We start from the raw sequence: 22,543 nt of genomic DNA, 5'->3' as shown, positions 1-22,543 counted from the left end.
CTCGATCCGTGACCGTCAGCGTGGCACGGATATCGCACAAAGGGGACACCCTCACCTCAACACGGCAGCCGCCCCTCCTCGTTGACCTGCCGCACCCGGGCCCGCAGCACCTCCCCCGGGGCGGCCTCGCGCAGCGCGTCCGGCGGACAGTCCCACTCCCGGCCGCCCCCGACCCGCCGCAACTGCACGTAACCGCCCTCGCGGCCCATCACCTCACCGAGCCGGCCGTCCCGTACGTCCACGGCGTACGACCGCTGCGGAGCGGTCACGTCTCCGCCGCCTTGCGCAGGACGGCGGCGAGGTTGGCGGCGACCTGGAGGTTGCAGCGGCCCAACTCGACGAGGGGGTACGGCAGTTCGCTGGCGGCGCTGACCGGGTCGACTCGCAGGGAGGGCAGCACGATCCCGACTCCGCGCAGGGCGTGATCGAGCTGCTCCACGGCCTCCTCGGTCGACCGCACCCTGGTCCGCGATGTCGCTGCCGCTCTGTTCTTCACGTCCGCTTCCTCCACGCTGGGTTTCCGATTCACCACACAGCGTGGCGGAGGGGCATCTAGCCTGGCCAGATACGACGCCCCAACATGGGGTCTGCTGGACAGGGAGCGCTGTGGCCATGCCAGGACCGAAGGATCTGGACCCGTCGTCGTCACCGCGGGCCCTGCTGGGCGCCGAGCTGCGCCACGCGAGGGAGCGGGCAGGGCTCAGCCAGGAGGAGCTGGGCCAGCAGCTGTTCGTGAGCGGTTCGTTCGTGGGCCAGCTGGAGTCGGCCGTGCGGCGCCTTCAGCCGGAGATCGCGCGGCTGATCGATGTGGCCCTGGAGACGGGGGACTTCTTCCTACGGAACTGCCAGGCCGCCGCCAAGTCCAAGTACCCGGAGCACTTCGCCGAAGCGGCGGAGGCCGAGACGGAGGCCACCGAGATCAGGGAGTACGCGCCGCTGCTGATCCCGGGCCTGCTCCAGACACCGAAGTACGCGCGAGCCGTCTTCCGCGCGTATCAGCCGACGGCACCGCAGAGGGTGATCGACGAACTGGTGACGGCCAGGATGGAGCGCGTGCACATCCTCGACGATCCAGCAGATCCTTTGTTGTGGGTGGTCCTGGACGAGGCCGCGCTGCGCCGTGCGACGGGCGGGGCCAAGGTGATGGCAGAGGCTCTACGCCACATCGCCGGGATGATCCGCCAGAGCCGGGCGATCGTGCAGGTGCTGCCGTTCAACTCCGGCGCCCACGCGTCGATGGAGGGCTCCATCAAGCTGATGGACTTCACGGAGGCACCGCCGCTGGTCTACTACGAGGGCGTCGGCACCGGACGACTGGAGGACGACCCAGCCACGGTCCGCTATCAGCGGCGCACCTTCGAATTCCTCACCGCCGCCGCGCTCCCACCAGAGAACTCCCTGGTCATGCTCGAAGCGATGGCTCAGGATTACGAACATGAGGAGCATTCCTGACTTTGACCTGGACGCGGCCACTTGGCACAAGTCCAGCTACAGCGGCGGCAGCGGCGGCAACTGCCTGGAGGTCGCCCGCTGGCGCAAGTCGACGTACAGCGGCGGCGACGGCGGCAACTGCCTCGAAGTTGCCGTCAGCCACCCCACCCACATCCCCGTGCGCGACTCCAAGAACCCCCTCGGCCCGAAGCTCGTGTTCCGGGCGGAGAGCTGGGCCGCGTTCGTCGAAGACCTCAAGCAATAGGCCGGGATCTGACCTACATGGCTCCTACCTTGAAGCCATGAACACCACCCAGAACGCCCCGACAGCCACCCCCACCCCGACCACCGGCGAGCGCGCCGACCTGCTGGAATCGCTGGCCAAACACCGCCACTTCCTGCGCTTCACCACCAACGGCCTCACCGACGAGCAGGCCGCCCGGCGAACAACCGCCAGCGAGTTGTGCCTCGGCGGCCTGATCAAGCACGTCACCTCCGTGGAACGCAACTGGGCGGACTTCATCCGGAACGGCTCCGCCGTGATGCGCGACTTCACGGCCATGACCGAGGCCGACTGGGCCAGTCGGGCCGACGAGTTCCAGTTGCTGCCCGGCGAGACGCTGGCCGGTGTGCTCGCCGAGTACGAGAAGACGGCCGGGCAGACGGACGAACTGGTCGCCACCCTGCCCGACCTGAACGCCTCTCACCCGCTGCCCAAGGCCCCGTGGTTCGAGGCGGACGCACACTGGTCGGCCCGGCGGGTGCTGTTGCACATCATCGCGGAGACGGCCCAGCACGCGGGCCACGCGGACATCATCCGGGAGTCCCTGGACGGCGCCAAGAGCATGGGCTGACGCGCGGGCCGACCGGTCCCGAAGCTCAAGCCGCCAGCCCCGAGCCCTCTTTTCAAGGAATGGGAGGTGGGCCTCAACCCACCCTCCCACCCGGCGAGTTGACTTGACGCATTCGACTTGCCACGCACCGTGACGATGCTGATAACGTGCGCGCAGACGAAACAGCCCCCGCCAGGTGCTACCAACACCTGCGGGGGCTTGACCTACGAGATCGGAACAAGCGATCCCATGGCTGATGCCAACCTTAGTGCTGCCTCCCTGCCCGCGCACCCGGTACCCGGCCCTCCGCGCCCCCATCCCTTGGCCAACCCCGGCTACGGGAAGCGCACCACCCCCGGCCAACACCCCCGCAAGGCCCACGACTTCACGGGCCTCCTCCCCCGCGAAGCAGCCATCGCCGCGTACATCGACCGCCTCCCCGAGGGCGCCGACATCTCCGTAAAGACGCTGGCCAAGGAACTCCCGTACGGACAGTGCGCGCTCCGGACGGCCCTCAACAGGCTCCAGGACGCCGGCCATCTGCGCCGGGGCCGGGAGCACCTGACCGCCGAGTCGGGCAGTTCCCGCTGGATCACCCGATCGTGGTGGTCCCGGACGGCCCGGAACGACAGTTGGTGGGCGAGGTTCACACGGGGCGACGTACCGCAGGAGCCGGAACAGGAGCCGGAGCTGTCGCGGGGGCCGGAGCCATCGCGGACGCCGGGGACGGCACCAACCCGCCGCCGCGCCCACATCCTCCTGGCCGCCCTGGGCCGGGAGACCCCCGCGCTGTCCCTCTCCGAGGCGGACTGCGCGGCGCTGGCCCCGCTGCTGCTGCCGTGGTTCGAGCGCGGCGCGAGCGACGAGACCGTGCGGCACGCCCTGACCTCGGGCCTGCCGACCCCGGTCCACAGCCCGGTGGCCATCCTCCGCACCCGCCTGATCAGCAAGCTCCCCCCGGAACAGGCCCCCGCCCCCGACCCCGTACGCCCACCCCTCCGCATGCTGGAGTGCGCCAAGTGCCGCACCCCGGGCCGTCCGGAGGCCCTGCCGGGCGGCACCTGCGCCACCTGCCGAGGCGAACGCGCCCCCGCGCGCGACAACGCGCCCCTCTCAGCCGCCGAGGTCCACACCCACGCGGCCCAGATCCGTGCGGCGATGTCACGACAGCCACGAGAGAGGACACCCGTATGACCGCTCCTACGGTCCGACGGCATCACCCCAGGGCACGATGGAAGGGAGGAGGCGACGCCATGACCCCCAGCACCGCAGAACGCCCGCAGATGCCCGTCGAGGACTTCGAAGAACTGGCCGCCGCAGCCCCCCGGCACGTACGGCTCGAATTCGTCGACGGACGCGTCCGCACCAAGGACCCGCTCAGCGTCGAGGACTTCGAGGAACTGGCACGGCGGGCACCGGAGACCGTCCGGCTTGAGTACATCAACGGAAAACTAGAGGTCAAGGCAGTGCCGGACGGCAACCACCGCTCGATCTACCTCTGGCTGGTGCGCCAGTTCCTTCTCCACTGCCCCGACCTTGATCTCGCGCCCGAATCAGGCGTCAAGGCCGAGGCATATCGCAAGGGGCGAGCCCGCACCGACGCGGTGCTCGTGCCGGTGGACCATCTCGTCGGGCACGGCGAGTGGTCCGAGACCGACGGCATCCTGATGGCCCTGGAGATCACCTCCCACGACCGCGACACCGACCAGCGCGACCGAATCGACAAGCCCATCGGCTACGCGGCAGCCGACATCCCCGTCTACCTCCTCATCGACCGCGAAGACAACACCGTCAAGGTCTTCAGCGAACCCAAGGACGGCCGCTATCAGCAGGTCGTTTCCCACCCTTGGGGCGCGACCGTCGAGCTGCCCGCCCCCGTCAGCATCACCCTCAAGACCGAGAAGCTCAAGGACTACGCCTGACACAGGCCGGGGCCGGGCCCCCTCCTGGACCCGACCCCGCCTCAAAAGTCGGCTCAGCTGAGCGAGCCCAGCGCCGCCGGCTCGAAGGACTTCAGCTCGCCGAAGCGGCCGTCGAGCACCTTCGCCGCCCACTCCGGGTCCTGGAGCAGCGCGCGGCCCACGGCGACGAGGTCGAACTCCTCGGCCTCCAGCCCGTCCAGCAGGTCGTCGATGGCCTTGGTCGACGAGCCCTCACCGGCGAACGCGGCGATGAACTCCCCGTCCAGGCCGACCGAGCCGACGGTGATGGTGGGCTTGCCTGTGAGCTTCTTCGTCCAGCCCGCGAGGTTCAGCTCGGAGCCCTCGAACTCCGCCTGCCAGTAGCGGCGCGTGGAGGCGTGGAACGCGTCGACACCGGCCGCCACGAGCGGGCTCAGCAGCGCCTGAAGCTCCTCGGGCGTCTCGGCGAGGCGCGCGTCGTACGCCTCCTGCTTCCACTGCGAGTACCGGAAGATGACGGGGAAGTCGGCGGACACGGAGTCCCGTACGGCCGCCACGATCTCCGCCGCGAACTTCGTACGGGCGACGAGGTCACCGCCGTAGGCGTCCGTACGGCGGTTGGTGCGCTCCCAGAGGAACTGGTCGATCAGGTAGCCGTGGGCGCCGTGGATCTCGACGCCGTCCATGCCGATGCGCTCGGCCTCGGCGGCGGACTTGGCGAAGGCGGCGATGACCTCGTCGATGTCGGCCTGAGTCATGGCCCGGCCGCCCTCGGCCTCGGTGCCGTCGACGCGCAGCCCGGAGGGGCCGAGGACCGGGGCCTCGGGGAAGAGCTTGCCCTGCTGCCGGACGGTCCCGATGTGCCACAGCTGCGGCACGATGGTGCCGCCCCCGGCGTGCACGGCCTCCGCGACCTTCGCCCACCCGGCGAGCTGCTCCTCACCGGCGAACCTCGGCACCCCGTCCAGGTCCCCGGCCGTCTCGTGCCCGACGTACGTCCCCTCGGTCACGATCAGACCGACCCCCGCGGCGGCCCGACGCCCGTAGTACGAGGCCACGTCCGCCCCCGGCACACCACCGGGCGAGAACACCCGCGTCATGGGCGCCATGGCGATCCGGTTCGGAACGGTCAGCCCGTTGATCGTGACGGGCCGGGACAGGATCTCGGCGGCACGGGAGGTGGAGGCGGCGGAGGTCGTGGAGGCGGTGGTCACGTGGGGACTCCTTGAAGGGGAGAGGGGATGACTGGATGCCAGGCGGTATGCATTCCATGCACACGCATATAGCGTCCTCTCGCACAACCGCCCCGCCCGCCCCGGAATTCCGCGACCCCGCCCCCGCCCACTGTGACCCCGGACACGCCCGAGGGCGGCACCCCCCGCGTCCAGGGGGTGCCGCCCTCGGTACTGAAGGACGGTGATCGACCGGGGTGACCCGGGGTCGATCAGAAGTCCATGTCACCGCCCGGCATACCGCCACCGGCGGGCGCGGCGGACTTCTCCGGCTTGTCGGCGATGACGGCCTCGGTGGTGAGGAAGAGCGCGGCGATGGAGGCGGCGTTCTGCAGAGCGGAGCGCGTGACCTTCGCCGGGTCGATGATGCCTTCGGCGATCATGTCGACGTACTCACCGGTCGCGGCGTTCAGGCCGTGGCCGACGGGCAGGTTGCGCACCTTCTCGACGATGACACCGCCCTCGAGACCGCCGTTGACGGCGATCTGCTTGAGCGGGGCCTCCAGGGCGAGCCGCACGGCGTTGGCGCCGGTCGCCTCGTCACCCTCCAGGTCCAGCTTCTCGAAGACCGAGGAGGCCTGGAGCAGGGCCACGCCACCACCGGCGACGATGCCCTCCTCGACGGCCGCCTTCGCGTTGCGAACGGCGTCCTCGATGCGGTGCTTGCGCTCCTTGAGCTCGACCTCGGTCGCGGCACCGGCCTTGATGACGGCCACGCCGCCCGCGAGCTTCGCCAGGCGCTCCTGGAGCTTCTCGCGGTCGTAGTCCGAGTCGCTGTTCTCGATCTCGGCGCGGATCTGGTTGACCCGGCCGGCGACCTGGTCCGTGTCACCGGAGCCGTCGACGATCGTCGTCTCGTCCTTGGTGATGACGATCTTGCGGGCGCGGCCCAGGAGGTCCAGGGTCGCGTTCTCCAGCTTGAGACCGACCTCCTCGGAGATGACCTCGCCGCCCGTGAGGATGGCGATGTCGTTCAGCATCGCCTTGCGGCGGTCACCGAAGCCCGGGGCCTTGACGGCGACGGACTTGAAGGTGCCACGGATCTTGTTGACGACCAGGGTCGACAGGGCCTCGCCCTCGACGTCCTCGGCGATGATCAGCAGCGGCTTGCCCGACTGCATGACCTTCTCCAGGAGCGGGAGCAGGTCCTTGACGTTGGAGACCTTGGAGTTGGCGATGAGGATGTAGGGGTCCTCGAGCACCGCCTCCATGCGCTCCATGTCGGTCGCGAAGTACGCCGAGATGTAGCCCTTGTCGAAGCGCATGCCCTCGGTGAGCTCAAGCTCCAGACCGAAGGTCTGCGACTCCTCGACGGTGATGACGCCTTCCTTGCCGACCTTGTCCATCGCCTCGGCGATGAGCTCGCCGATCTGGGTGTCGGCGGCGGAGATGGAGGCCGTGGAGGCGATCTGCTCCTTGGTCTCGACCTCCTTGGCCTGGTCGAGCAGCGCACCGGAGACGGCCTCGACGGCCTTCTCGATACCGCGCTTGAGGGCCATCGGGTTGGCGCCGGCGGCTACGTTGCGCAGGCCTTCGCGGACCAGCGCCTGGGCCAGGACGGTCGCGGTCGTCGTGCCGTCACCGGCGACGTCGTCCGTCTTCTTCGCGACTTCCTTGACCAGCTCGGCGCCGATCTTCTCGTACGGGTCCTCGAGCTCGATCTCCTTGGCGATGGAAACACCATCGTTGGTGATCGTGGGGGCGCCCCACTTCTTCTCGAGGACGACGTTGCGGCCCTTGGGGCCGAGCGTCACCTTGACGGCGTCCGCGAGCTGGTTCATGCCGCGCTCGAGGCCGCGCCGTGCCTCCTCGTCGAACGCGATGATCTTGGCCATGTGAAGTGGTCCTCCCGGACAGGGGGTGGATTTCTCCGGACCGTGCTGGCGCCCGCGACGGACGGCTCGCCGGCCTCGTGGTTCCTTGCCCCACATGGCCTGCGGGCCTCACCGACCCGATCCTCGTTGTCACTCTCACCTTCAGAGTGCTAACGCCAATGATTAGCACTCGGCATGGTCGAGTGCAAGCGCCTCTCGATGATCCGCAGGTGAACGCGCCCCTGCGCGCCCCCGCACGCGACTCCCGCCGGCACCCGTCCGGCCCCGGCCGCGCACACGGACACGGACACGGACTCGGGCAAGGACTCGGGCACACAGAAGGACCCGCACCCGTATGACGGGGTGCGGGCCCTCCTTGAAGAACGAAGAACGTCGCTGCGTTGAAACCCGGCGCGTTACTTCAGCCGGCCGCGAGTCGGACCATGTCCGCCTGCGGCCCCTTCTGACCCTGCGAGATCTCGAACTCGACCCGCTGGCCCTCTTCCAGGGTGCGGTAACCGTCCATCTGGATCGCGCTGTAGTGGACGAATACATCCGCACCACCGTCGACCGCGATGAAGCCGTACCCCTTCTCCGCGTTGAACCACTTGACGGTGCCCTGAGCCATGCCTAACTCCCCTATTACTGGCCCTTGCACAGATCCACACTTCGCGGATCCGGGTCAGACCTCACCCCCCAACGGTTGGGGGTGTGCGCCGGAACGCGTCGACCGCGGCCGAATGTATCTGTCCAACTGCCCTCTGCAACAGGTCAATCGGACGAGAATTCTGGACACGACCGGTCGGGAATGTACGAACAATTCGCCCGAATTCAGGGCAAGTCGGGCCCCACAAAAGGCACGAAATACGCAAAAGGCCTGCACAGTTTGGCTACTTCATATAGGGCGTGCGGCGCGCTCACATATGCGCCCGGCATGAAATCACTACGGCGATCGGACCGGGTTCCCCAACTCTACAGTGCTCAACCATAGAGAATTGCCCCCTCCGCTTCTCTCACGGAGGGGGCAATTCGATGAACTCTCGGTAATCAAAGTTACCGACGGTTACTACCGACGGGTACTGACCGGGGGTCAGCCACCGGCGACCGCGGGAATGATCGACACACCCGCACCGTCCGGCGTGGCCGTCTCCAGCCCCTGCTCGAACCGGACATCATCGTCATTCACGTACACATTCACGAACCGCCGCAACTTGCCCTGATCATCCAGAACCCGGGCGGCGATCCCGTTGTGGTTCTTCTCGAGATCGGCGATGACCTCGGCGAGGGTGGCCCCTTCGGCGGTCACTTCGGCCTGTCCACCCGTGTAGGTGCGAAGGATGGTGGGGATACGGACGGAAACGCTCACGATGGGACCTCCGGTCAGGTGGTGTTTTTAGGGGCGCGGGGAACTGCGCGACCAGCCCCCACGGACCCGCAGACGAACGACTACCAGGCCTTACGCCAGACCGGCCGCACGGAACGAATCAAGGCTGGGCCGAATGGTCGCGGTCAGCCCGGTCCCGGCCACCGCGTCCAACGTCTTGAGCCCGTCCCCGGTGTTGAGAACAACCGTGGTCAGCGTGGGATCAAGAACCCCGTCCTCGATCAGCTTCTTCGCGACCCCGACGGTCACCCCACCCGCGGTCTCGGCGAAGATCCCCTCCGTCCGCGCGAGCAACTTGATCGCCTCGACGACCTGCTCGTCGTTCACGTCCTCCACGGCCCCACCGGTCCGCCGCGCGATGTCGAGCACATACGGCCCGTCCGCCGGGTTGCCGATGGCGAGCGACTTGGCGATCGTGTTGGGCTTCTGCGGCCGTACGACGTCGTGGCCCGCCTTGAAGGCCACCGACACCGGCGAACACCCCTCCGCCTGCGCACCGAAGATCTTGTACGGCTTGTCCTCGACGAGCCCGAGCTTGATCAGCTCCTGGAGCCCCTTGTCGATCTTCGTGAGCTGCGACCCGGAGGCGATGGGCACGACGAGCTGGTCGGGCAGCTGCCAGCCGAGCTGCTCGCAGATCTCGTACGCCAGGGTCTTGGAGCCCTCCGCGTAGTACGGCCGCAGGTTGACGTTCACGAAGCCCCAGCCCTCGCCGGCCGGGTCGCCGATCAGCTCGGAGCAGAAGCGGTTCACGTCGTCGTAGTTGCCCTCGATACCGACGAGCTCGCCGCCGTAGATCGCGGCCATGACGACCTTGCCCTGCTCCAGGTCGTGCGGGATGAACACGCAGGACCGGAAACCGGCGCGGGCGGCGGCGGCGCCGACGGCACCGGCCAGGTTGCCCGTGGAGGAGCAGGAGAGGGTGGTGAAGCCGAAGGCGCGGGCCGCCTCCAGGGCCTGGGCGACGACGCGGTCCTTGAAGGAGTGCGTCGGGTTGCCCGAGTCGTCCTTGATGAAGAGCTTGCCGGCGTCGACACCGAGCGCGGCGGCCAGATTGTCGGCCTTGACGAGCTGGGTCCAGCCGGGGTTGATGTTCGGCTTGTCGGCGACATCGGCCGGGACGGGCAGCAGGGGCGCGTAACGCCAGATGTTCGCGGGCCCGGACTCGATCTTCTTCCGCAGCTCCTCCGTGTCGTACGCGGAGTAGTCGTACGCGATCTCCAGCGGCCCGAAACACTCCTCGCACGCGAAGACCGGTCCGAGGGATACGCGGTGACCGCATTCCCGACAGCTCAGGGCAGCGGCGGGGCCGAGGTCTACTGTGGAGGTGGAGTCGGTGGTGCTTGCAACAGTCTGCGCAGCCATGGAGGCGAGGCCCTTTCTCCTCATCTTCCTCACGACGCACTTCGCCGTGAGACGGATTTGGCACCTTCCCGAGCCGGGAGCCTCACCACGACTACGTGGTCAGACCGGCTGGAGGGTTGCCGGGGCTTCATCGGGCCGTATCCCTCTGCCCCTCTGGATGAGCGGTATTTGGTTGTATACGCCGACGAGCAGCGACATGCGATGGTCACCAGCGTTGTCCAAGACTGTAACCGAAGGCCAGGACAGTTGAGAGAGCCGTCCGAACCGCGAGATGAACGCAGAGGAGCCGCGCACTGTGCTGAAGGAAGTCGAGCGCTGGCTGAGCACCCGCTCCTGGTCCATGACCGACCGCCCGCTCCACAGGATCATGGCCGCGAAACGCGCCACCGGCCAGTCGGTCACCGTCGTCCTGCCCGCGCTGAACGAGGAGGAGACGGTCGGCGACATCGTCGCGATCATCCGTCATGACCTCATGCGGCAGGTTCCGCTCGTCGACGAGATAGTGGTCGTCGACTCCGGCTCCACCGACCGGACGTCGCAGGTCGCGGCGGCTGCCGGGGCGAGGGTCGTCCACCGCGACGACATCCTGCCGCGCATACCCGCCGTGCCCGGCAAGGGCGAGGTCCTGTGGCGGTCGCTGATGGTGACGTCGGGCGACATCGTCTGCTTCATCGACGCGGACCTCAAGGAGTTCTCGTCCGACTTCGTCTCCGGGATCGTCGGCCCGCTGCTCACCGATCCCGGCGTCGATCTCGTCAAGGCGATGTACGACCGGCCGCTGGGCTCCGCCGCCGGGCAGGGCGGGCGTGTGACGGAACTCATGGCCCGGCCCCTGCTCAACATGCACTGGCCCCAGCTGGCCGGCTTCGTCCAGCCGCTCGGCGGCGAGTACGCGGCGCGGCGGTCCCTGCTGGAACAGCTTCCGTTCCCCGTCGGGTACGGGGTCGAGCTGGGCATGCTGGTCGACGCGCTGCATCTGGTGGGCCTCGATGCCCTGGCCCAGGTCGACGTGGGTGTCCGTAAACACAGGCACCAGGACGGGGCGGCGCTGGGCCGCATGTCGGCGGCGATCTACCGCACGGCCCAGCTGCGGCTGGCCCGCGGCCATCTGATCCGTCCCGTCCTGACCCAGTTCGAACGGGGGCGGGAGGGCTTTGAGCCGCGGACGTATTCGGTGGACCTGGAGGAGCGGCCGCCGATGGTGGACATCGAGGAGTACGTGGAGCGGAAGGCGGCGTGAGGGGGTGGGGGGTGCGGGTCGTCGGCGAGTGCGGCTCCGGTGGGGCTTCTCGCGCAGTTCCCCGCGCCCCTAAAAGATTCAGGCCCCGGGGGGCCTGAAAAAGCGACGGGGCTGTGGGGTGAAAAGCGTGGGGCGCAGCCCCGGCTTTCAGGGGCGCGGGGAACTGCTCGACCAGCCCCCACCGGGCCGCAGTCGCCACCCCACACGCACCCCCCACCCCCATAGGCGCTCCTGTATACGGCCGAACCGCACGTTTGACCGCCGAACCCAAGGGCTAGGTTGAGCCCTATGGCCTCAACACGCGGTGCACAGATCCTCGTCGCCTCCAACCGCGGCCCCGTCACCTACACACAGGACGACACGGGCGCCCTCACAGCGAAGCGCGGCGGCGGCGGCCTCGTGTCCGGCCTCTCCGCGATCGATCCGGCGTCGGGCGCCGTCTGGGTGTGCTCGGCACTGGGCGACGGCGACCGGGAGGCCGTACGCCGCGGCGTCGCCGAGCCCGGCGTACGCATGCTGGACATCCCCGCCGACATCCACCACGACGCCTACAACGGCGTGGCCAACTCCACGCTGTGGTTCGTGCACCACATGCTCTACCAGACCCCGCTGGAGCCCGCCTTCGACGCGGAGTTCCGGCGCCAGTGGGCGTCGTACGAGACGTACAACCGCGCCTTCGCCGAGGCGCTCGCGCAGGAGGCGGCGGACGGCGCGGCCGTGCTGATCCAGGACTACCACCTGACCCTGGCCCCCCGGATGCTGCGCGAACTCCGCCCCGACCTGCGGATCGGCCACTTCTCGCACACCCCGTGGGCGCCCGTGGACTATTTCCGGCTGCTCCCCGACGACATCGCGGCCCAGGTGCTCGACGGCATCCTCGGCGCCGACCGTGCCGCGTTCCTCACCCAGCGGTGGGCGGACGCGTTCACCGACTGCTGTCGCGCCGTCCTCGGCCCGGACTCCCCGTCCGGCACCCGGATCGGCGTGCACGGTCTGGGCGCCGACGCGGACTTCCTGCGGGCCCGCGCCCACCAGCCGGACGTCGACGAGCGCGTGACCGCGCTGCGGGAGCAGATCGGGGCCGCCCCCGACGGCACCCCGCGCCGCGCGATCGTCCGCGTGGACCGCACGGAACTGTCCAAGAACATCGTGCGCGGCCTGCTCGCGTTCCGGCACCTCCTCGACGACCGGCCGTCCTGGCGCGAGCGCGTCGTCCACGTCGCCTTCGCCTACCCGTCCCGGCAGGACCTCGCCGTGTACCGGGACTACATGGCCGAGGTCCAGCGGGTCGCGGACGAGATCAACGAGCTGTACGGGACGCCGGGTTGGACCCCGGTCATCCTCCATCTGAAGGACGACTTCGCGCGGTCGCTGGCGGCGTACCGGCTCGCCGACGTGGCCCTCGTCAACCCCATCCGGGACGGCATGAACCTCGTCGCCAAGGAGGTGCCGGTGATCTCCGAGGAGGGGTGTGTGCTGGTGCTCTCGCGGGAGGCGGGGGCGTTCGAGGAGCTGGGGGACGACTCGGTGGTGGTGAATCCGTACGACGTGGTGGGGACGGCGGCGGCGTTGCACGAGGCGTTGTGCCTGCCGGCGGCCGAGCGGGGGGAGCGGATGAAGAGGCTCGCCGCGGCGGCCACGGCGTTGCCGCCGACGCAGTGGTTCTTGGATCAGTTGCGGGCGTTGGAGGGCGCCCAGTAGCTCGGGAGTACGGGTTCGTTGGCGAGTGCGGGTCCGGTGGGGCTTCTCGCGCAGTTCCCCGCGCCCCTAGGGGGTTGCAGGGCCCCTTGCCTCCACGTGCTCGGCGATTGCCGCCAGCAGGTGGACGACCCCTGACGGGCCGTCGACCACCAGGTCCGCCCGCTCCGACAGCTCACTCACCTCCGTGCTGCCGCTGCAGACGAGGAGGCCGGGGGTGCCCTCGGTGCGGAGTTTTTCGAGGGTGGCGAAGGCGGGGAGGTCGCCGAGGTCGTCGCCGGCGTAGAGGACGGATTCGGCGGCGGTCTCGGTCAGGTAGTCGCGGAGGGCGACGCCCTTGTCCATGCCCGGGGGGCGGAGTTCGAGGACCAGGCGGCCGGGTTCGACGATGAGGCCGTGGCGGGCGGCGAGGTCGGTGAGGGGGGCCCGCAGGGCTTCGAAGGCGGCCTGGGGGTCGGTGGCGCGGCGGGTGTGGACGGCGATCGCGCGGCCCTTCTCCTCGATCCAGGTGCCCTGCCGGGCGCCGACGCCGTCCAGGAAGCCGGGCAGTTCCGCGCGGACCGCCGCGACACCGGGGTGCGGGGCGGGGGCGCTGACCGTGCCGGTGACGGCGTCCCAGCGTTCGGCGCCGTAGTGGCCGAGGACGACGAGGTGTTCGAGTCCGGGGACGTCGGCGAAGCCGCCGTGGCGGACGGCGACGGCCGCCGGGCGGCCGGTCACCACGGCGACGGAGGCGACCTTGGGGGCGAGTGCGGCGAGCGCGGCGACCGCGTCGGGGTGGGCGCGGGCCTGTTCGGGGTCGGGGACGATCGGGGCGAGTGTGCCGTCGAAGTCGAGTGCGATCACCGTACGGCCGGGGCGGTCGAGGATCGCGGCGAGCGCGTCCCGTCCGGCCGGGGTCACGGGTGTCGGCAAGGTGGCCTTGGGGTTCTCTGCGTCCTTGTGGCTGCCCATGTCTCCGACCCTATCCGTCCTTCTGTCATCGCTCGGTCCGGCGGGCCTCCCGGACTCTCCGCAGCCGGTTGACTGTGACCGGGTCGTGGGCGAGGGCGCGGGGGTCGTCGAGGAGGGCGTTGAGCAGTTGGTAGTAGCGCACCGGTGCGATCCCGAGCCGCTCCCGGATGGCCCGCTCCTTCGCCCCGGGCCCGGCCCACCCCTGCCGCTCCACAGCGAGAATCGCCTGCTCCCGGCCGTCCAGCGTGTCCATGAGACGACGGTAACGGACGGCTATGACATTCGACCGCGGCCCGGTGGGGCTTCTCGCGCAGTTCCCCGCGCCCCTAAAGATTCAGGCCCCTGCGGGCCTGAAAGACCACGGCCCCGGGGGCCTGAAAAGCGACGGGCTGCGGGGTGAAAAGCACGGGGCGCAGCCCCGGCTTTCAGGGGCGCGGGGAACTGCGCGACCAGCCACAACCCACCCGCACCCGCCGACGAACCAGAACCCCCGAGCTATAAGGCGCCCTCATTCCCCCCGATCCGCAACCGTCGCCGTCTGCTGAAGCTCCCGCAGCACAACCCCCGGCTTCCCCCCAGGCCGAACCGCCCGCCCCACCTGCTCCTTGACCGCCGCACTGACATCCGCCCAGGACGTCTTCCCCACGGGATACAGCGCCGCGTTGGGCAGCTCGTCGAGGAACGGCCCGAGCCCCGCGTCGGACGAGGACGCCGCCATCTCCTCGGACGCCGACGCGGTCACCGGCAGCAGGTCGTACTCATGGGAGAAGTCGAGCACGTTCTCGTCGCTGTAGACGAAGTCGAGGAAGTCCCCGATCTCGTCCTTGTGACCGTTCTGCTTGAAGGCCATCATCCAGTCGGACACCCCCATGGTGGCGTGCTCCCGCCCGTCGAACCCGGGCATCGCGGCGGTCCCGTACTCGACCCCCTGGTCCGCGGCCATCCGCATCAGACTGGGATGCCCGTTGAGCATGCCGACCTCCCCACGCGCGAACGCCGTGAACGCGGCGGCGCGGTTGAGGTCGGCGGGCGCGGTCGGCCCGGTGAGGCCCTTGTCGACGAGCTTGTCCTTCAGCCAGGTGAAGGTCCGGACGTTCTCCTCGGAGTCGAGCCGGTAGGTGCCGACGGCGTCCGTGTAGCCGCCCCCGCCGCTGAGCAGCCACTGCATGGTCTCGGCCTGGGCCTCCTCGGGCCCGAGCGGCAGCGCGTACGGGGTCTCGACACCGGCCTTGTCGAGGGCCTCGGCGTCGGCCGCCAGCTCGCTCCAGCTGCGCGGGGCACTGTCGATGCCCGCCTCGGCGAAGAGCTTCTTGTTGTAGAAGAGGACGCGTGTGGACGCGGCGAACGGCATCCCGTACGCGACCCTCCGCACCTTGCCCGAGTCGGCGAGCTGGGGCAGGAAACCGGCCTGGACGGGGATGGAGAGCAGGTCGTCGACCTCGTAGAGCCGGCCGGCCGAGGCGTAGTCGGCGTAGGTGCCCGCCTGCGCCAGGTCGGGGGCGTCACCGGCGGCGACCATCTCCTTGACCTTGCGGTCGACGTCGTTCCACGAGTAGACGCTGACGTCGACCTTGACGCCCGGGGTCTTCTTCTCGTACGCCTTCACGACCGCGTCCCAGTACTTCTGGGAGCTGTTCGCCTTGGAGTCGCCGTAGTCGGCGGCGACCAGTTTCAGGGTGACGCCTGGGCCGCTCGACCCCGAGGCACCGCAGCCCGCAAGCGTCGCCATCAGTCCCAGCGCGGACAGCGCGGCCACTGCCGCCGCCGTTCCGCCGTTCCCGAAGCCGGTCCTCGTCCGCCGCTGCCGCTGTCCCACTCGTACTGCCCCAACCTGTTGTACGGCCCCGCGCACAGCAGCCTGGATCACCGGCCCTGTGTTCAAGGCCGTCAATCTCTCAACTTCTCGAACTTCTCCATAAGGTCTACACCACGTAAGTGGACTAGACCTCTCGCGGGTCAAAGGGTCACACTGTTCTCCGTGAGACATGTCATCGCCCTCGATGTGGGCGGCACCGGGATGAAGGCCGCGCTGGTCGGGGCCGACGGCGAGCTGCTGCACCAGGCGCGCCTGGCCACCGGGCGCGAGCGCGGGCCGGACGCCGTCGTCGCGTCGATCCTCGGCTTCGCCGCCGAGCTGCGCGCGTACGGCGAGCGGCACTTCGGCGAGCCCGCGGCGGCCGCCGGGGTCGCCGTGCCCGGCATCGTCGACTCCGAGCAGGGCATAGCCGTCTACGCCGCCAACCTCGGCTGGCGCGACGTCCCGCTGCGCGCGCTCCTCGCCGAGCGCCTCGGCGGCGTCCCGGTCGCCCTCGGCCACGACGTGCGCACCGGCGGGCTCGCGGAGGGGCGCGTGGGCGCGGGCCGGGGCGCGGACCGCTTTCTCTTCGTGGCGCTCGGCACCGGGATCGCCGGCGCGATCGGCGTCGACGGCCGGGTGGAGGCGGGCGCCCACGGCTTCGCGGGCGAGATCGGCCATATCGTCGTACGGCCCGGGGGCCTCCCGTGTCCCTGCGGGCAGCACGGCTGTCTGGAACGGTTCGCCTCGGCGGCGGCCGTCAGCCAGGCCTGGGCGGACGCCTCCGGCGACCCCGGGGCCGACGCGGCGGACTGCGCCAAGGCCGTCGAGTCGGGCGACCCGCGCGCCGGAGCCGTCTGGCAGCACGCCGTCGACGCCCTCGCCGACGGCCTCGTCACGGCCCTCACCCTCCTGGACCCCCGCACCCTCATCATCGGCGGCGGCCTCGCGGAGGCCGGTGAAACCCTGTTCACCCCCCTGCGCACCGCCGTCGACCACCGGGTCACCTTCCAGAAAGTGCCCACCATCGTCCCGGCCGCCCTGGGCGACACCGCCGGCTGCCTGGGCGCCGGCCTGCTGGCCTGGGACCTCCTCACCCCCACACACCCCACGGCCCCCCAGGCCCCTTCGGAGGTAACCACCTGATGGCCCCCGCACTATCCGACAACGGGCCCGACACCAGCGCCTCGTCAGCCACCGGCTCCGACAGCAGCGCCCCGTCGGGGGCCGCGCGTCCCGCCGCCGGGTCCGGCAGCGCCCCGAAAGGGGCGCGGGGAACTGCGCGACCAGCCCCCACCCACCCGCAGCCGCCGAACCCCGCACAGCCGTACGTCCTGGAAGGCGCCAACGTCGTCCTCCCCACCGGCACAGTGAAGAACGGCCGCCTCACCATCCACGGCACCAAGATCACCGCCGACGCCCCCGAGAACGCCCACACCATCGACGTGAGCGACCACTGGGTGGTCCCCGGCTTCATCGACATCCACAACCACGGCGGCGGCGGAGCCTCCTTCACCTCCGGCACCGTCGCCGACGTACTCCACGGCATCCACACCCACCGCCTCCACGGCACCACCACCCTCGTCACCTCCACGGTCACCGACGACATGGACGGCCTCGCCCACCGCGCCGGCCTCCTCTCCGAACTCGCCGAGCAGGGCGACATCGCCGGCATCCACTTCGAGGGCCCGTTCATCTCCCCCTGCCGCAAGGGCGCCCACTCGGAGGAACTGCTCCGCGACCCCGACCCGGCGGAGGTCCGCAAACTGATCGACGCCGCACGCGGCCGGGCCGCCATGGTCACCCTCGCCACCGAACTCCCCGGCGGCCTCGACTCCGTACGCCTCCTCGCCGAACACGGCGTCATCGCGGCGATCGGCCACACGGACGCGACGTACGAACAGACGGTTCAGGCCATCGACGCGGGCGCGACCGTGGCGACCCACCTCTTCAACGCGATGCCCCCGCTCGGCCACCGTGAGCCCGGCCCGATCGCGGCGCTCCTGGAGGACGGCCGGATCACGGTCGAGCTGATCAACGACGGTACGCATCTGCACCCGGCCTCCCTCCAGCTGGCGTTCCGTCACGCGGGCGCCGCCCGGGTCGCGTTCATCACCGACGCCATGGACGCGGCCGGCTTCGGTGACGGCCTCTACACGCTCGGCCCGATGGCGGTCGAGGTCGCGGACGGCGTGGCCCGCCTCGTGGAAGGCGGCTCGATCGCCGGTTCGACCCTCACCCAGGACCGCGCCTTCAAACGCGCGGTCACCGTCGACCGCCTCCCGGTCGAGGACGCCGTAGCCGCGCTCTCCGCCAACCCGGCGAAACTCCTGGGCCTCTACGACCGCGTCGGCTCCCTGGAGCCCGGCAAGGACGCCGACCTCGTCCTCCTCGACGCGGACTTCGACCTCAAGGGCGTGCTGCGGAAGGGCGAGTGGGTGGTCGACCCGTTCGGTGACCAGCCCTCACAAGCTCAACTGACCTGATCCGTCCGTTTGTTGGCATGCGGTACGGAGTGCGGCGGTTGGTCCGGGGGACTGGGCCGACCGCCGCTCATTTGGCATGATCGAGCCTCCGCAACAGCTTCCGGCGCTCGCATTCTGGTCAGTGCGGACCGAACGCGCGCCGAGACCCAAGGGGGTAGGCCCAGGTGATCCTCACGGTCACACTGAACACCGCTCTCGACATCACCTATCGCGTACGGGACCTGAGGCCCCACGCCACGCACCGGGTGACCGATGTGACCGAACGCCCCGGCGGCAAGGGCCTGAACGTGGCCCGCGTCCTCGCGGCGCTCGGCCACGAGGTGACGGTCACCGGTTTCGTCGGCGGCGCGACCGGCTGGGCCGTACAGGACCACCTCACGCACACACCGGGTGTGGTGGACGCGCTGATGCCCGTGGAGGGCGCGACGCGCCGCACGGTCGCCGTGGCCGACGCGAGCGGTGACACGACTCAGCTCAACGAACCGGGCCCGCACATCACACCCGCCGAGTGGTCCGCCTTCCAGGAGACGTACGTCGATCTGCTGCGCTCCGCCTCGGTGGTGGCCCTGTGCGGCAGTCTGCCGCCGGGGGTGCCGGTGGGGGCGTACGCGGGTCTGGTCCGTACGGCCCGCACGCTGTCCGTGCCGGTCCTGCTGGACACCAGCGGAGAGCCGTTGCGCCGTGGTGTGGCGGCCCGCCCCGACCTGGTGAAGCCGAACACCGACGAACTGGCCGAACTGACCGGCTCCCACGAGCCGTCCCGCGCGACCCGGGACGCTCGCCGCCGCGGCGCCCAGGCGGTCGTCGCCTCCCTCGGCCCCGACGGTCTGCTCGCCCACACCCCCGAGGGCCACTGGCGTGCCACCCCGCCCCGCCGTCTGCGCGGCAACCCGACCGGGGCGGGCGACTCGGCGGTGGCCGGCCTCCTGTCGGGCCTGGTCGACCGCCTCTCCTGGCCCGACCGCCTCGCCCGCGCGACGGCCCTGTCGGCCGCGACCGTACTGACCCCGGTGGCAGGCGAGTTCGACCGCCAGGCGTACGAGGAGCTGGTGGGTCAGGTGGCGGTGACGGGGGAGGTCACGGCGGCGTGAGCGAAGGCGCTCAGCCTTCCTCGTTGGCCCCCGTCAGGTACAGCTGATCGAGGTTCGCGTCACACTGGTTGCCCTCGTTGCACGCGATCTTGATCTCGTTCGTGCCCTTGTTCAGGGAGACGAGGGCCCAGGTGTTCTGCCAGCCCTTCGCGTAGTCACCCTTGGGGGACTTGGAGAAGTTCTCCAGGTTGAGCGGGCGGCTCTGGGCGGTGCCGTTCACCACGAGCGTCGCGTTGGCATCGACACCGGGGACGCCGTACTGCACGTACAGGCGGTACTTACCGGCCTTGGCGAGGTTTTCGATCTTCCATGTCACCGAAGAACCGACCGAGTTGAAGTTGCCGACGTAGAACCCGCCCTCCGACTTCGCGCCGGGGACGTCGGACGCGATCGCCGCGGTGCCGCCGAGGAGGAGGGTCTTGGCATCCGCCTTGGGGAGTTCGGCCGAGTCCGCTTCCTTGGACTTGCTGGCCGACGGGCTGGGGTCGGCGCTCTCCCCGGTGGTCGGGGTCGTGGACGCCCCGGTGTTGTCGCCGGAGGCGTCGTCACCGTCGTCGCCGCCGAGCATGGCGACGCTGATGCCGATCACCACGGCCGCCACGACCGCGATCGCGCCGATGAGGAGGCCCTTGGTGTTGGGGCCACGGCCACGGCCGCCCCCGCCATTGCCGTGTCCTTGCTGACGCGTCGTCTGGGGGCCGCCACCGGAGAAGCTCTCGGGGGCCTGGTAGTGCGCGTTCGGCTGGCCGGGACCGCCCTGCGGCTGGCCGTACCCCTGCTGCGGGACCTGCCCGTACTGCGCGGTGCGGGCCTGCGGAGCCTGCTGGGTCTGCTGCCCGTACTGGCGTTCACCGACCGGTCGCGCCCGGTTGACCGCGTTCGGGTAGCCGTAGCTCCCGCTGGGCGGCTGGGCCCCTCGGGCCTGCCCGTCGGCGTAGAGGTAGCCGAACGGGTCGTCGTCCTCGGGCGTGCTCGCGCCGTTGTTGCCGGGCGTCATCCCTAGGTCTCCTCAGCGGTGCGGTACATACACGTACGGGTGGCGGGTTATTGCGTGGGGGTGTAGGAGAGCGAGCCTACCCGCTCGCGCTGGTCCAAACGGGTGACTCGGACCTCATCGCCCGCCCGGCCCCCCGTCCACCAGGCACTTTCCAGCCGTGATCCGGCTCTGACCTGGGCCGATCTCGTCATGTCACGGGCGTCACTCCGGGCGCTATCCGGCCCGCCTGTGCTGCCTGGGACGAGATCGTTTCTCGACGTACATCCGCTCGTCAGCTGATTTCAACACCTCGTCCGCCGTCATTCCGCAGTGCGCCCATCCGATGCCGAAACTGGCGCCGACGCGCATCGCGCGGCCGTCCACACGAATCGGCTGGATGATCTCGTTGCGGAGGCGTACGGCGAGGTCCTGGGCGTCCGCGCGGCCGAGGCCGTCAGCGAGGACGACGAACTCGTCGCCGCCGAGCCGGGCCACCGTGTCGCCGTCGCGCACGCCCCGGCTGAGCCGCCGGGCCACCTCGATGAGGACGGCGTCGCCCGCGTTGTGCCCGAACCGGTCGTTGATCGACTTGAACCCGTCGAGGTCGCAGAAGAGCACCGCGAGCCCCTTGGTCCCGTCGTCCCGCTCGTCCTCGGGCGCGACGGTGTGCACATGGTGGTCGAAGGCGTCGAACGGCCCGCCGGAGGTGTGGAAGTCGAAGGCGTGGCCGCCGTGCCCCGCGGCCTCGTAGTCGTCGAACGACGGATGCGGCAGCCGCGCCGGCTGCTCGCCGCCCCCGAAGTCCCCATGCTCTCCGTGCTCCCCGAACTGCCCGTGTTCCCCGAACTGCCCTTGTTCCCCGAACTGGCCGTGCTCGCCGAACTGCCCGAAGGCCGCGTTCATCGAGTCGGCGGCCTCGCCGGCCGGGAGGGACTGGGGGCGCTGGCAGAGCCGGGAGGACAGGCGCGAGCGCAGCTCCGCGGAGTTCGGCAGCCCGGTGAGGGCGTCGTGCGAGGCGCGGTGCGCGAGCTGCAGCTCACGCCGCTTGCGCTCCTCGATGTCCTCGACGTGGGTGAGCAGGAAACGGGGCCCGTCGGCGGCGTCCGCGACCACGCTGTTGCGCAGCGACACCCAGACGTACGTCCCGTCGCGCCGCCCGAGCCGCAGCTCCGCGCGCCCGCCCTCGGCGGAGGTCCGCAGGAGGGTGCCTATGTCCTCGGGGTGGACGAGGTCGGAGAAGGCGTAGCGCCGCATGGCGGAGGCGGGGCGGCCGAGCAGACGGCAGAGCGCGTCGTTGGTCCGCAGGATCCGGCCGTGCTGGTCGCCGCCCATCTCGGCGATGGCCATGCCGGAGGGGGCGTACTCGAAGGCCTGGCGGAAGGATTCCTCGCTGGCACGCAGCGCCTGCTGCTCCCTTTCGAGCCTGACCAGTGCACGCTGCATGTTGGCGCGCAGCCGAGCGTTACTGATCGCGATGGCGGCCTGGAAGGCGTACATCTGGAGCGCTTCGCGTCCCCATGCGCCCGGCCGCCGACCGTTTCGCGGCCGGTCCACGGAGACGACGCCGAGCAGCTCGCCGCAGGAGGCGCCGCCGGCGCCCGGGGTGTACATCGGCGCGAAGAGCCGGTCGGAGGGGTGCCACTCGTCCTCGAAGCGGGGCTCGGGGCCGTCGGTGTACCACTGGGGCACGTCGTCCTCGTCCAGCACCCAGCCCTCGGTGTGCGGTATGAACCGCAGGTCGCCCCAGGCCTCGCCCATGTTCAGCCGGCGGTCCCAGGAGGCTCGGGAGCCGACGCGGCCGCTGATCAGGGCCTCGGCCGCGCTGTTGCCGGAGAGGGCGGCGACGACGAGGTCGCCGTCGGGGCGGACGAGGTTCACGCAGGCCAGTTCGTAGCCCAGGCCGTTGACCACACCGTCGGCGACGGTCTGCAGCGTGTCGGCCAGGCTGCGCGCGGTGTTCATGTCCGCCATCACCTGGTGCAGCTGCCGCAGCGTCGTCAGACGGACGTAGGGCTCCGACTCGGTTTCCATTCACCCTCCCCCCGAGATCTCGTGGCAGCTCCAGGCTCCAGGTAACCTGCTCAACCTGCTTAACTCGCGGGCTTACAACCGCTTACAGTTCCCGCTTACAGCTTGCAGCATCCCCGCCACTGAATCACAGCGCGAAGCCCACTCGGTACACAGGGTCAACAAAATATGGCTCCTGTGACTCAAGTCACAACAGAAGATGAGCAATTGAGTGGAGTTTGTGCGTTTCTCTCATGCGCTTCCTGAACAGAATTCAGAACTCTGTGTAGGCACTGTGAGCGGGGCCGATCGGGGCCGATCGGGTCGGGCGAGACC

General features: G+C 70.0%; 22 protein-coding genes and 1 riboswitch. Of the genes, 10 read left to right on the top strand and 12 right to left on the bottom strand.

What is annotated here, in order from left to right; genetic code table 11:
* Positions 1–56 precede the first annotated feature (56 nt).
* Positions 57–269 carry a hypothetical protein gene (locus ABT147_RS17665; protein WP_351406867.1) on the bottom strand — a complete coding sequence of 71 codons (213 nt, stop codon included), beginning with the start codon at positions 267–269 and terminating at the stop codon, positions 57–59.
* On the bottom strand, positions 266–496 hold the full coding sequence (locus ABT147_RS17660) for a hypothetical protein (RefSeq protein ID WP_351406865.1): 231 nt from the start codon (positions 494–496) through the stop codon (positions 266–268). The genes ABT147_RS17665 and ABT147_RS17660 overlap by 4 nt, the downstream gene beginning before the upstream one ends.
* A 116-nt stretch (positions 497–612) precedes the next feature.
* Here ABT147_RS17660 and ABT147_RS17655 point away from each other — a divergent pair, with 116 nt between their 5' ends.
* The 5 genes from ABT147_RS17655 (at position 613) to ABT147_RS17635 (ending at position 4,186) form a co-directional block, all read left to right on the top strand.
* Positions 613–1,452 carry a helix-turn-helix domain-containing protein gene (locus ABT147_RS17655; protein WP_351406863.1) on the top strand — a complete coding sequence of 280 codons (840 nt, stop codon included), beginning with the start codon at positions 613–615 and terminating at the stop codon, positions 1,450–1,452.
* Positions 1,436–1,696 (top strand): DUF397 domain-containing protein, encoded by a 261-nt coding sequence (locus tag ABT147_RS17650; protein WP_351406861.1) that lies wholly within the window; start codon positions 1,436–1,438, stop codon positions 1,694–1,696. Before ABT147_RS17655 ends, ABT147_RS17650 begins: the two co-directional genes overlap by 17 nt.
* Positions 1,697–1,733: 37 nt before the next feature.
* Entirely contained in the window at positions 1,734–2,285 is a 552-nt protein-coding gene (locus tag ABT147_RS17645) for a DinB family protein (protein WP_351406859.1), read from the top strand.
* 228 nt (positions 2,286–2,513) lie between these two features.
* Positions 2,514–3,458, top strand: coding sequence for a hypothetical protein (locus ABT147_RS17640; protein ID WP_502983100.1), 945 nt, complete (start codon positions 2,514–2,516; stop codon positions 3,456–3,458).
* A gap of 59 nt (positions 3,459–3,517) precedes the next feature.
* The gene (locus ABT147_RS17635) at positions 3,518–4,186 is read left to right on the top strand and encodes a Uma2 family endonuclease (RefSeq protein WP_351406857.1); all 669 of its coding nucleotides are present in this window, start codon (positions 3,518–3,520) and stop codon (positions 4,184–4,186) included.
* 53 nt (positions 4,187–4,239) lie between these two features.
* Here ABT147_RS17635 and ABT147_RS17630 read toward each other — a convergent pair whose 3' ends face one another.
* The 5 genes from ABT147_RS17630 to thrC form a co-directional block, all read right to left on the bottom strand.
* Positions 4,240–5,379: an NADH:flavin oxidoreductase gene (locus ABT147_RS17630; protein WP_351406855.1), complete on the bottom strand. Its 1,140-nt coding sequence runs from the start codon at positions 5,377–5,379 to the stop codon at positions 4,240–4,242.
* Positions 5,380–5,609: 230 nt separating this feature from the next.
* On the bottom strand, positions 5,610–7,232 hold the full coding sequence (gene groL, locus ABT147_RS17625; protein WP_351406853.1) for a chaperonin GroEL: 1,623 nt from the start codon (positions 7,230–7,232) through the stop codon (positions 5,610–5,612).
* Between the two features lie 400 nt (positions 7,233–7,632).
* Entirely contained in the window at positions 7,633–7,839 is a 207-nt protein-coding gene (locus ABT147_RS17620; RefSeq protein ID WP_005486335.1) for a cold-shock protein, read from the bottom strand.
* Between the two features lie 462 nt (positions 7,840–8,301).
* Complete coding sequence (locus ABT147_RS17615; RefSeq protein ID WP_338897549.1) at positions 8,302–8,577, bottom strand: MoaD/ThiS family protein; 276 nt, start codon at positions 8,575–8,577, stop codon at positions 8,302–8,304.
* A 90-nt stretch (positions 8,578–8,667) separates the two neighbouring features.
* Entirely contained in the window at positions 8,668–9,960 is a 1,293-nt protein-coding gene (gene thrC, locus ABT147_RS17610; protein WP_351406850.1) for a threonine synthase, read from the bottom strand.
* A gap of 17 nt (positions 9,961–9,977) precedes the next feature.
* A riboswitch (SAM riboswitch) is annotated at positions 9,978–10,124 on the bottom strand.
* 131 nt (positions 10,125–10,255) lie between these two features.
* Between thrC and ABT147_RS17605 the strand changes: the two genes are divergently transcribed.
* Both ABT147_RS17605 and ABT147_RS17600 read left to right on the top strand, forming a co-directional pair.
* The gene (locus ABT147_RS17605; protein WP_351406848.1) at positions 10,256–11,200 is read left to right on the top strand and encodes a glucosyl-3-phosphoglycerate synthase; all 945 of its coding nucleotides are present in this window, start codon (positions 10,256–10,258) and stop codon (positions 11,198–11,200) included.
* 288 nt (positions 11,201–11,488) lie between these two features.
* Positions 11,489–12,901 (top strand): alpha,alpha-trehalose-phosphate synthase (UDP-forming), encoded by a 1,413-nt coding sequence (locus ABT147_RS17600; RefSeq protein ID WP_351406846.1) that lies wholly within the window; start codon positions 11,489–11,491, stop codon positions 12,899–12,901.
* A 66-nt stretch (positions 12,902–12,967) separates the two neighbouring features.
* Here ABT147_RS17600 and otsB read toward each other — a convergent pair whose 3' ends face one another.
* The 3 genes from otsB to ABT147_RS17585 all read right to left on the bottom strand — a co-directional run bounded on the left by otsB (position 12,968) and on the right by ABT147_RS17585 (position 15,668).
* On the bottom strand, positions 12,968–13,852 hold the full coding sequence (gene otsB, locus ABT147_RS17595; protein WP_351406845.1) for a trehalose-phosphatase: 885 nt from the start codon (positions 13,850–13,852) through the stop codon (positions 12,968–12,970).
* A gap of 25 nt (positions 13,853–13,877) precedes the next feature.
* The gene (locus tag ABT147_RS17590; protein ID WP_351406843.1) at positions 13,878–14,105 is read right to left on the bottom strand and encodes a DUF3263 domain-containing protein; all 228 of its coding nucleotides are present in this window, start codon (positions 14,103–14,105) and stop codon (positions 13,878–13,880) included.
* A gap of 255 nt (positions 14,106–14,360) precedes the next feature.
* A complete protein-coding gene (locus tag ABT147_RS17585) occupies positions 14,361–15,668 on the bottom strand; it encodes an extracellular solute-binding protein (protein ID WP_502983099.1) in 1,308 nt (435 codons plus the stop codon).
* Between the two features lie 162 nt (positions 15,669–15,830).
* Here ABT147_RS17585 and ABT147_RS17580 point away from each other — a divergent pair, with 162 nt between their 5' ends.
* The 3 genes from ABT147_RS17580 (at position 15,831) to ABT147_RS17570 (ending at position 19,224) form a co-directional block, all read left to right on the top strand.
* On the top strand, positions 15,831–16,793 hold the full coding sequence (locus tag ABT147_RS17580) for an ROK family protein (RefSeq protein WP_351406841.1): 963 nt from the start codon (positions 15,831–15,833) through the stop codon (positions 16,791–16,793).
* Positions 16,793–18,133, top strand: coding sequence for an N-acetylglucosamine-6-phosphate deacetylase (gene nagA / locus ABT147_RS17575; RefSeq protein ID WP_351406839.1), 1,341 nt, complete (start codon positions 16,793–16,795; stop codon positions 18,131–18,133). Before ABT147_RS17580 ends, nagA begins: the two co-directional genes overlap by 1 nt.
* A gap of 164 nt (positions 18,134–18,297) precedes the next feature.
* On the top strand, positions 18,298–19,224 hold the full coding sequence (locus ABT147_RS17570) for a 1-phosphofructokinase (protein ID WP_351406837.1): 927 nt from the start codon (positions 18,298–18,300) through the stop codon (positions 19,222–19,224).
* 10 nt (positions 19,225–19,234) lie between these two features.
* Here ABT147_RS17570 and ABT147_RS17565 read toward each other — a convergent pair whose 3' ends face one another.
* Complete coding sequence (locus ABT147_RS17565) at positions 19,235–20,221, bottom strand: CBM35 domain-containing protein (RefSeq protein WP_351406835.1); 987 nt, start codon at positions 20,219–20,221, stop codon at positions 19,235–19,237.
* Positions 20,222–20,434: 213 nt separating this feature from the next.
* A complete protein-coding gene (cdgB, locus tag ABT147_RS17560) occupies positions 20,435–22,231 on the bottom strand; it encodes a diguanylate cyclase CdgB (protein ID WP_351406833.1) in 1,797 nt (598 codons plus the stop codon).
* Positions 22,232–22,543 lie beyond the last annotated feature (312 nt).

This window comes from Streptomyces sp. NPDC001868 (genome assembly GCF_040297125.1).
Taxonomy (GTDB): domain Bacteria; phylum Actinomycetota; class Actinomycetes; order Streptomycetales; family Streptomycetaceae; genus Streptomyces.
This window is presented reverse-complemented; position numbering and strand designations above follow the sequence as displayed.

Bases quoted from the DNA above. Each gene is read 5' to 3' on its own strand.
- ABT147_RS17645 (WP_351406859.1), top strand. From the start codon at position 1,734: ATGAACACCACCCAGAACGCCCCGACAGCCACCCCCACCCCGACCACC.
- cdgB (WP_351406833.1), bottom strand. From the start codon at position 22,231: ATGGAAACCGAGTCGGAGCCCTACGTCCGTCTGACGACGCTGCGGCAG.
- ABT147_RS17635 (WP_351406857.1), top strand. From the start codon at position 3,518: ATGACCCCCAGCACCGCAGAACGCCCGCAGATGCCCGTCGAGGACTTC.
- ABT147_RS17620 (WP_005486335.1), bottom strand. From the start codon at position 7,839: ATGGCTCAGGGCACCGTCAAGTGGTTCAACGCGGAGAAGGGGTACGGC.
- ABT147_RS17590 (WP_351406843.1), bottom strand. From the start codon at position 14,105: ATGGACACGCTGGACGGCCGGGAGCAGGCGATTCTCGCTGTGGAGCGG.
- groL (WP_351406853.1), bottom strand. From the start codon at position 7,232: ATGGCCAAGATCATCGCGTTCGACGAGGAGGCACGGCGCGGCCTCGAG.
- ABT147_RS17655 (WP_351406863.1), top strand. From the start codon at position 613: ATGCCAGGACCGAAGGATCTGGACCCGTCGTCGTCACCGCGGGCCCTG.
- ABT147_RS17640 (WP_502983100.1), top strand. From the start codon at position 2,514: ATGGCTGATGCCAACCTTAGTGCTGCCTCCCTGCCCGCGCACCCGGTA.
- nagA (WP_351406839.1), top strand. From the start codon at position 16,793: ATGGCCCCCGCACTATCCGACAACGGGCCCGACACCAGCGCCTCGTCA.
- otsB (WP_351406845.1), bottom strand. From the start codon at position 13,852: ATGGGCAGCCACAAGGACGCAGAGAACCCCAAGGCCACCTTGCCGACA.
- ABT147_RS17565 (WP_351406835.1), bottom strand. From the start codon at position 20,221: ATGACGCCCGGCAACAACGGCGCGAGCACGCCCGAGGACGACGACCCG.
- thrC (WP_351406850.1), bottom strand. From the start codon at position 9,960: ATGGCTGCGCAGACTGTTGCAAGCACCACCGACTCCACCTCCACAGTA.
- ABT147_RS17650 (WP_351406861.1), top strand. From the start codon at position 1,436: ATGAGGAGCATTCCTGACTTTGACCTGGACGCGGCCACTTGGCACAAG.
- ABT147_RS17600 (WP_351406846.1), top strand. From the start codon at position 11,489: ATGGCCTCAACACGCGGTGCACAGATCCTCGTCGCCTCCAACCGCGGC.